Here is an 8,346-nt window from a genome sequence, read left to right as displayed (position 1 = left end):
CGATCCGGCGGACGAGGCGAAGATCCGGGTACAGGAATCGGAGAAGCGGGTTCGGGCGGTGGACCCGGCCCGCGCGGCGGATCCCGTTCATGCGGTGGACCTGGTTGATCCGGCGGGTTCGGTGGACTTGGTGGACTCGGTGGATTCGGCGCGCGGCGTGGGCCAGGACAGGCAGGACCAGCAGTACTACCGGCCCCTCTGGGTCGAGGAACCGGCGCGGCGGCGCCGGTTGCCGGATCCGGTCCGTACGGCGGCCGTGCGGGCGGTGCTTCTCATAGCCGTGACGCTGATTCAGGCGATGGTGGCCTTCCTGTGCACGATGGCCGGGTCCTGGCTGGCGTTCCCCATGGTGATCAGCAGTGTGGTCAGCACGATCGCGGCCACCTGGGGAGCCCTCGACGTGTGGGTGACCCGCCAGGTGTGGAACCAGCGCCACGGCGTGGTGTCCGTGCCGAGCAGCACGGCCCGGGCGCTGCGGCGCGAGCGGCGCCGGGCCCGGCGTCAGGAGCGGGTCGCGGCGCGGACGCAGGAGCGGATACGCCGACGGGGCGGGGCCGGGCAGTTGTCCCACTCGTAGGGCTGCGCTGTCGTCGTCGGGGCGCCCCGGGGCTATTCCCCGGCGACGTCGACGGTCGCTTCCCGCGCGAGTTCGCGTCTCGCCCGCATGAAGGGGCGAGGGCGGTCCACCGCGAGTACCGCGGTCGTACGGCCGTTCCGCTCGTAGCGGGCGAGGAATCCACCCTCGGCCGGTGCGCCGTCGGAGAGTTCGCCCTCGGTGATGTGGACGGAGTCGCCGTCGCCGCGCCGGCCGGCGAACTGGATGCGGGCACCGTACTGGTCGGACCAGAAGTAGGGCACCGCGTCCACGGTCGCGACCGTGCGCCCGGCGAGCAGGTTGGTCACGGCGACGCGGGGCTGCTGGGTGGCGGACGTCCAGTGCTCGGCGCGGACGCCGGCGGCGCGGGCGACATCACCGACGGCGACCACCTGCGGCAGGGCCGTCACACAGCCGTCGTCGCACAGGACGCCGTCGCGCAGGGCCAGGGTGGAACCGGCAAGCCAAGAGGTGTTGGGTGTGGTGCCGATCCCGACGATCACGAGGTCGGCGGGGAGCGTGCGGCCGTCGGTGAGTTCCACGCCGGTGACGCTGACGGTGCCGCGGAGCCCGGCGACTCCGGTTCCGGTGACGAGGTGCACGCCGCCCCGGCGGTGCAGCGCGGCGCACACGGCGGCCATGCCGGCGCCGAGTTGGGGCACGAGCGGGAGCGGCGCGGCCTCGACGACGGTGACGGAGTGGCCGAGGGAGGAGCAGGAGGAAGCGGTCTCGGCGCCGATGAAGCCGCCTCCGATGATCACGACCCGGCGCGGGCCCCGGATGAGTTCCTCACGCAGGGCCCGGGCGTCGTCGAGCGTGCGCAGTGTGTGGACTCCGGCGGGGCCGTCGCCGGGCAGACGGCGGGCGGAGGCTCCGGTGGCGATGACGAGGCCGTCGGTGGCCACGGTACGGCCGTCGTCCAGCACGACGGTGCGGCCGCGGGTGTCCAGGGCCCGGGCGCGGACGTCGAGCAGCCACGCGGCGTCGAGTTCGGCAATCTCCTCGGCGTCGGTGAGGTGGAGTCGGTTCTCGTCGGCGCGGCCGGTGAGAAAGTCCTTGGAGAGCGGCGGCCGGTCGTAGGGGTGGTGGGGTTCGTCGCCGATGACGACGAGACGTCCGTCGTAGCCCTGGGCACGCAGTTCCCGGGCGGCGTACAGGCCGGAGAGCGAGGCGCCGACGATGGTCACGGTGCGCATGCGGGGGGCCTCTTCGCGCCGCGGGATCCGCCGTTGCCGCCTACCGCCTGGGGGCTTCCCGCGCCGGGGGATCCGCCGCTTCCGCCTGCCGCGGGGAACCTCATCGCACGGGGAGGACTGCCGTTGCTGACTGCCGCGGGGAACCTCATCGCACGGGGAGGACTGCCATTTCCGCCTGCGACCGGGTGCCTCGCGCCGGGGGATGCGCCATAGCCGACTACCGTTCGGAAACTCCTCGCGCCGGGGGATCCGCCGCCTCCGCCCGCCCCGGGGAACCTCCTCGCGCCGGGTGAACCCCCGCCGTTGCCGCCTACCGCGGGGGCCCGGTGGCGCGTGAGGGGGCTCGCGCCGCCCGCCGGGGTGGGCCGCGCCGAGCAGGCGTCCGGCGTGCCGGCCCCGCGCCGGTTCTTCACCGGACCGCCCCCACCTCGGCTCAGGCAACCGCTCACGCGGCTGTCCCTTCCTCCGCCGCGAGGTGGACGTGGATGACGCCGTCGTCGACGGTGACGCGGTGGGTGCGGACGGCGCGGCGGGCCGGGAGACAGGTGGGTACGCCGGTGCGCAGGTCGAACGCGGCGGCGTGCAGCGGACATTCGACCAGGCAGCCCTCCAGCCAGCCTTCGGAGAGGGAGGCGTCCTGGTGGGTGCAGGTGTCGTCGATGGCGTGGAGTTCGCCGTCGTCGGTGTGGAACACGGCGACGGGCGGTGTCGTCTCGACACGGACGGACTCGCCCATGGGGAGGTCTTCGAGGCGGCAGACGGGAATCACGGGCCCCCCTCTCGGTCGGGCACGTGGTCCGGGCACGTGGGCCGGACCGTTCGGCCAGACTGTAGACAGTGTGTGAAGTGCCGGACCGGGGCGGCTCCGGGCACGGAAGGGTGATGCTGCACGTCGTCGGGCCCCGTCGTCGGAGCCGAGCCCCGGGAGGGCGCTCGTGCCCTTCCGGGGTACGGACGCTTCGGTAACATGACGTTTCACATGGCGCACAAGCACGCGCCATCCGCAACAGAATCCGCGCGGGGCGACCGTCGCGTCAAGGGGTTCCCGCAGATGCGGCCCAAAGAGGGCCGCCAGGTGGTGAGAGTTGGCCATGGCCCGCACGCAGAAGCAGTCCTCCCGCGAGGAGCGTCCGACGGACAACGAGGGGAAACAGGGCGGCAGAGGCGCGGCGAGCGCCGTCCAGTCGGTGGACCGCGCCGTGAGCGTGCTGGAGATCCTCGCGCGGCACGGCGAGGCGGGCGTCACCGATATCGCCGACGAGCTGGACGTGCACAAGTCGACGGCGTTCCGGCTGCTCGGCGTCCTGGAGAACCGCGGCCTGGTGGCCCAGGCGAAGGACCGCGGCAAGTACTACCTGGGTGCCGGCGTACTACGCCTCGCGGGGGCGGCGGCAGTGCGCCTGGACGTGTCCCAGGAAGGCGTCCCGGTCTGCCGGGAGCTCGCCGACGAGCTGGGCGAGACGGTCAACATCGCGGTGCTGGACGACGACGCGGCGGTCAACATCATGCAGGCCCGGGGCACCGCCTCCGTCACGGCGCAGAACTGGCTCGGCCGCCGCACCCCGCTGCACGCCACCTCCAGCGGCAAGGTGCTGCTCGCCCATCTGCCGCCCACCCTGCGCGAGGGCCTGCTGGCCCGTCCGCTGCACCGCTTCACGGAGCGCACGGTCACGGCCGCGTCCATGCTGCGCGGGGAGTTGGACACCGTGGTGCAGCAGGGGTACGCGATCACGGTCGAGGAGCTGGAGATCGGGCTTGCGGCCACGGCCTCCCCGGTCCGGGCGCACGACGGCAAGGTCATCGCCTCGCTCAGCGTCTCGGGCCCGGTCTACCGGCTGAGCCCGGAGCGTCTGCCGGAGGTGGCGAAGCGGACGGAGGCGGCGGCGGCCGAGCTGTCCCGCCGTATGGGCTACGGCTTTTGACGTAGCCGGGCCGGTGGCCCACGGCGTGCGACGCACAGCGCGGGACCAGGTGGAACGCCTGGTCCCGCGCTGTTGTGTGTCGGGTGGGTTTCGTGAGTGCCGAGCGGTTTTCCCAAGGTTGACCTGAACCGCGGCCGTGCCTCTTGACGGCCCCTCGACGGCACTCCCACGATGTTCCCCATCACGCAACCCATCGTGCACTGCGCAACAAGCAGAGGCGCCCACGGCGTCGGCCGCCCCACTCCCCCACACCGTCCCGGCAAGGAGGGGCATGTCCAGCACACCCCAGAACCCCCGCGTGGTCGTCGTCGGCGCCGGCATCGTCGGCTGTTCCCTCGCCGACGAGCTGACCGCCCGCGGCTGGACCGACGTCACCGTCCTCGAACAGGGGCCGCTGCCCGCCCCGGGGGGCTCCACCTCGCACGCGCCGGGACTCGTCTTCCAGACCAGTCCGTCCAGGACCCTCACCGCCTTCGCCCGCTACACGGTCGAGAAGTTCGGCTCCCTCGACGTCGACGGTGTCCCCTGCTTCCAGCGGGTCGGCGGTCTGGAGCTGGCCACCACCCCCGAGCGCCTCGCAGAGCTGCACCGCAGGGCCGGGTACGCCGCCTCCTGGGGTGTGCGCGGCGAGGTCGTCGGCGCCGCGCGCTGCAAGGAACTGTGGCCGCTGATCGACCAGTCGGTGGTCCTCGGCGGCTTCCACACCCCGGACGACGGTCTGGCCCGCGCCCTGCTCGCGGCCCGCGCCCAGATGGCCCGGGCCACCGCGCGGGGCGCCCGGTTCCTGGAGCGCCACACGGTCACCGGCGTCGAACGGCAGGACGGCCGGGTGACCGCCGTCGTCACCGACCGGGGCACCTTCCCGGCCGACCACGTCGTCTCGGCGGCCGGTTTCTGGGGCCCGGTGATCGGCCGCATGGCCGGGGTCGACGTGCCGTTGCAGCCGCTGGCCCACCAGTACGCCAGGACCGGGCCGCTGGCGGCGCTGAGCGGTGCCAGCGCGGAAGCCTCGAAGCCGATCCTCCGTTTCCAGGACCGGGACCTGTACTTCCGCGAGCACACCGACCGCATCGGCATCGGCTCCTACGCGCACCGGCCCCTGCCCGTCGACCCGTTCGCGGTCCTGCCGTACGACGAGGCCCGGGCCCGGAACATGGACATGCCGTCCTCGTACCCCTTCACGGTGGAGGACTGGGCGCCCGGTTGGGACGACTGCCGGCGTCTGATGCCCGCCCTGGGGGACGCCGGGATCGAGACGGGCTTCAACGGTGTCTTCTCGTTCACCCCGGACGGCATGCCGGTCCTCGGCGAGTCGCGGCATCTGCGCGGCTTCTGGCTGGCCGAGGCCGTCTGGGTCACGCACTCCGCGGGTGTCGCCCGGGCCGTCGCCGAGTGGATGGTGGACGGGCGGCCCTCGCTCGACCTGCACGAGTGCGACCTCACGCGCTTCGAGGAGGCGCAGCGTTCGCCGGCGTACGTCCTGGAGCGCGGCGCCCAGCAGTTCGTCGAGGTGTACGACGTCATCCATCCCCTCCAGCCGATGGAACGGCCGCGTCCGCTGCGGGTCAGCCCTTTCCACGCCCGGCAGCAGCAGCTCGGCGCGTACTTCCTGGAGGGCGGAGGCTGGGAGCGTCCGCACTGGTACGTGGCGAACGCCCCGCTCGTGGACGCCCTCGGCCCCCTCCCCGAGCGGGACGCCTGGTCAGCCCGCCACTGGTCCCCGATCGCGGCCGCCGAGGCGAAGGCGACCCGCGAGGGCGTCGCCCTCTACGACATGACGCCCCTGCGCCGCCTGGAAGTCACCGGCCCGGCAGCCCTCGGCTTCCTCGACCGCATGACCAGCAACAACCTGCGCAAGAAGCCCGGCGCGGTCACCTACACCCTGTTGCTCGACGAGTCGGGCGGCATCCGCTCCGACCTGACCGTGGCCCGTCTCGCCCCCGACCGCTTCCAGGTCGGCGCCAACTCCCCCGCCGACCTCGACCGTCTCCTGCGCCACGCCCCGGCCGACGTCCAGGTCCGGGACATCACCTCCGGCACGTGCTGTGTCGGCGTCTGGGGCCCGCTCGCCCGGGACCTCGTCCAGCCGCTCAGCCCGGACGACTTCTCGCACGAGGCGTTCGGCTACTTCCGGGCGAAGGAGACGTACGTCGGGTACGTCCCGGTGACCGCGCTGCGGCTGAGCTACGTCGGAGAGCTGGGCTGGGAGCTGTACACGACGGCCGACCTGGGACTCCGGCTCTGGGACACGCTGTGGGAGGCCGGCCGGGAACTCGGCGTGATCGCCGCGGGCCGCTCGGCGTTCAACTCCCTGCGCCTGGAGAAGGGTTACCGGGCGTGGGGCATCGACATGACCGACGAGCACGACCCGTTCGAGGCGGGCGTCGGCTTCGCCGTGCGCATGGACAAGGAGGGCTTCACCGGTCAGGCCGCGCTGCGGGAGCGCCCGGAGCCCACCCGCCGGCTCACGCCGCTGCTCCTGGACGACCCGGCCGCCGTCGTCCTGGGCAAGGAGCCCGTGTACGTCGACGGGGCGCCCGCCGGCTACGTCACCAGCGCGTCGTACGGCTACACGCTCGGCCGGTGCGTCGCCTACGCCTGGCTGCCCGCCGGGCTCGCCACCGGCACGGGCGTGCACATCGCGTACTTCGGCGAGAAGGTCCCGGCCACGGTCGCCGACGAGCCGCTGTTCGACCCGAAGATGACCCGCATTCGCCGGTAGGAGGCGTTCCCCTCGTGACGACCACCCCGATCACCCCGAGCCTGATCGCCACCCTCCCCGGCCGCTACTACACCGACCCGGACGTCTTCCGCCAGGAGCAGGAGCACGTCTTCGAGTCGCTGTGGTTCTGCGCGGTCCGCAGCTCCGACCTGGACCGGCCGGGCGCGTTCCGTACCGTTCAGGTCGGCCGCGAGAACGTCATCATCACCCGGACCCGCAAGGGCGGCCTGCGGGCCTTCCTCAACGTCTGCCGGCACCGCGGGGCCCGGCTGTGCACGGAGGAGTCCGGCGAGGTCCGCCGCACCCTGCAATGCCCGTACCACGCGTGGACGTACGACCTCGACGGCACGTTGATCGCCGCACCCAACCTGATCAGGATGCCGGACGTCGACCGTGTCGCATACGGGTTGATCAAGGTCGAGCTGCGCGAGTGGCTCGGCTACGCCTGGGTGTGCCTGGCGGACGAACCGCCGTCGTTCGAGGACACGGTCGTGCGTGCCGCCGTGGAGCGGCTCGGCGACGCCGCCGCGATCGAGCACTACGGCACGGACGACCTCGCGCTCGGCAAACGCATCACCTATGACGTGAGGGCGAACTGGAAACTGATCGTCGAGAACTTCATGGAGTGCTACCACTGCGCGACGATCCACCCCGAACTGACCGAGGTGCTGCCCGAGTTCGCCGACGGTTACGCAGCCCAGTACTACGTGGGGCACGGCGCCGAGTTCGGCGAGGCGGTCAAGGGCTTCACGGTCGACGGCAGCGAGGGCTTCGGCAGGCTCCCCGCGCTCGGCGCCCAGCAGGACCGCCGCTACTACGCCATCACGGTCAAGCCGGCCGTGTTCGTCAACCTCGTCCCGGACCACGTCATCCTGCACCGCATGTTCCCGCTCGCCGAGGACCGCACGGTCGTCGAGTGCGACTGGCTGTACGCGCCGGAGGTGGTGGAGTCGGGGGCGGACGTGTCGAAGTCCGTCGAACTCTTCCACCGGGTGAACGCCCAGGACTTCGCCGCCTGTGAACGGACGCAGCCGGCGATGTCCTCCCGGGCGTACCGCGAGGGCGGTGTACTGGTCCCGAGCGAGCACCACATCGGGATCTTCCACGCATGGCTCCTCGAACGGCTGGGAGGCGAGCATGCGGGACCCGTTCACCGGCGGTGAGTTGCGGGCCGCACTCGACGGGCGCACCGAGATCCGCCGCCCGGCCGACGGCTGCCTGGCCGGGGTCGTGGACGCGGCGGGCGGCACGGACACGGCGGAGGCGATCGCCGCGGCCCGCCGGGCCTTCGACGAGGGGCCCTGGCCGCGCACCCCGGCCCGAGCTCGTCCGCCGGGCGCGGGACATCCGGCTGGGCGGGCCGTTCGACGAGCGGGCGCGGACCGGACCCGCTGATCTCGGGCGGCACACCGCGCCAAGGTCGAGCAGTTCCCGCTCCGCGGCCTCACGGAGGGCGCGGTGCGCGCTGTGGCGGCACCGCGCCCGGACCGGGCGGACCTGGCGGGCGGCTTCTCCCACCTGCCGACCGTGCTCGACGAGTGCACCGCCGGCCTGTCGGTGGTCCGGGAGGAGTCCCTCGGACCGGTCCTCACCGTCGCGCGGTTCACGAGTGAGGACGAGGCCCTGCGCCTGGCCGGTGACAACGGTCCACGGCCTCGCCGGGCCGGTGGGGACGAGCGACGAGGCCCGCGCGGCACGGGTCGCGGCCCGACTGCCGCTCGGCCGTCTGGTCAACGACTGCCACCCCTGTGTCCCACAGGCGGAGTGCGGCGGATTCAAGCAGTCCGGCTTCGGACGGGAGCTCGCGCTCGCGGGGCTCGCCGAGTATCGCGGGGACGCGGCACATCTGGCGCAACACCCGCCCCACCCCCCAGGGTTGGTTCGACCGACCGAACCGGCCCCAGGGAGCAC

General features: G+C 72.9%; 6 protein-coding genes and 1 pseudogene. 5 read left to right on the top strand and 2 right to left on the bottom strand.

All coding sequences use genetic code 11. From position 1 onward, the window contains the following. Positions 1-127 precede the first annotated feature (127 nt). Entirely contained in the window at positions 128-577 is a 450-nt protein-coding gene (locus tag RIN80_RS14585; RefSeq protein WP_309096008.1) for a hypothetical protein, read from the top strand. A gap of 32 nt (positions 578-609) precedes the next feature. On the opposite strand, the gene RIN80_RS14580 is transcribed toward RIN80_RS14585, so the two are convergent. Beyond that, positions 610-1,791 (bottom strand): FAD-dependent oxidoreductase, encoded by a 1,182-nt coding sequence (locus RIN80_RS14580; protein WP_309096006.1) that lies wholly within the window; start codon positions 1,789-1,791, stop codon positions 610-612. A gap of 445 nt (positions 1,792-2,236) precedes the next feature. Continuing rightward, positions 2,237-2,560 (bottom strand): bifunctional 3-phenylpropionate/cinnamic acid dioxygenase ferredoxin subunit, encoded by a 324-nt coding sequence (locus RIN80_RS14575; RefSeq protein WP_309096005.1) that lies wholly within the window; start codon positions 2,558-2,560, stop codon positions 2,237-2,239. Between the two features lie 322 nt (positions 2,561-2,882). Here RIN80_RS14575 and RIN80_RS14570 point away from each other — a divergent pair, with 322 nt between their 5' ends. The 4 genes and pseudogenes from RIN80_RS14570 to RIN80_RS14555 all read left to right on the top strand — a co-directional run. Next, the gene (locus RIN80_RS14570; protein ID WP_309096004.1) at positions 2,883-3,713 is read left to right on the top strand and encodes an IclR family transcriptional regulator; all 831 of its coding nucleotides are present in this window, start codon (positions 2,883-2,885) and stop codon (positions 3,711-3,713) included. Positions 3,714-3,984: 271 nt separating this feature from the next. Further along, the gene (locus tag RIN80_RS14565) at positions 3,985-6,435 is read left to right on the top strand and encodes an FAD-dependent oxidoreductase (RefSeq protein ID WP_309096003.1); all 2,451 of its coding nucleotides are present in this window, start codon (positions 3,985-3,987) and stop codon (positions 6,433-6,435) included. Positions 6,436-6,449: 14 nt separating this feature from the next. Further along, positions 6,450-7,598, top strand: a complete 1,149-nt coding sequence (locus RIN80_RS14560) for an aromatic ring-hydroxylating dioxygenase subunit alpha (protein WP_309096002.1) — start codon at positions 6,450-6,452, stop codon at positions 7,596-7,598. Between the two features lie 158 nt (positions 7,599-7,756). Further along, positions 7,757-8,321: pseudogene (locus RIN80_RS14555) on the top strand (aldehyde dehydrogenase family protein); the annotation flags it as partial. Between the last annotated feature and the right edge of the window lie 25 nt (positions 8,322-8,346).

Source organism: Streptomyces sp., from assembly GCF_031181705.1.
In the GTDB taxonomy this organism is placed as follows: domain Bacteria; phylum Actinomycetota; class Actinomycetes; order Streptomycetales; family Streptomycetaceae; genus Streptomyces.
Note: the sequence above shows the minus strand (reverse complement) of the source record. Positions and strands in the feature narration are given on the sequence as shown.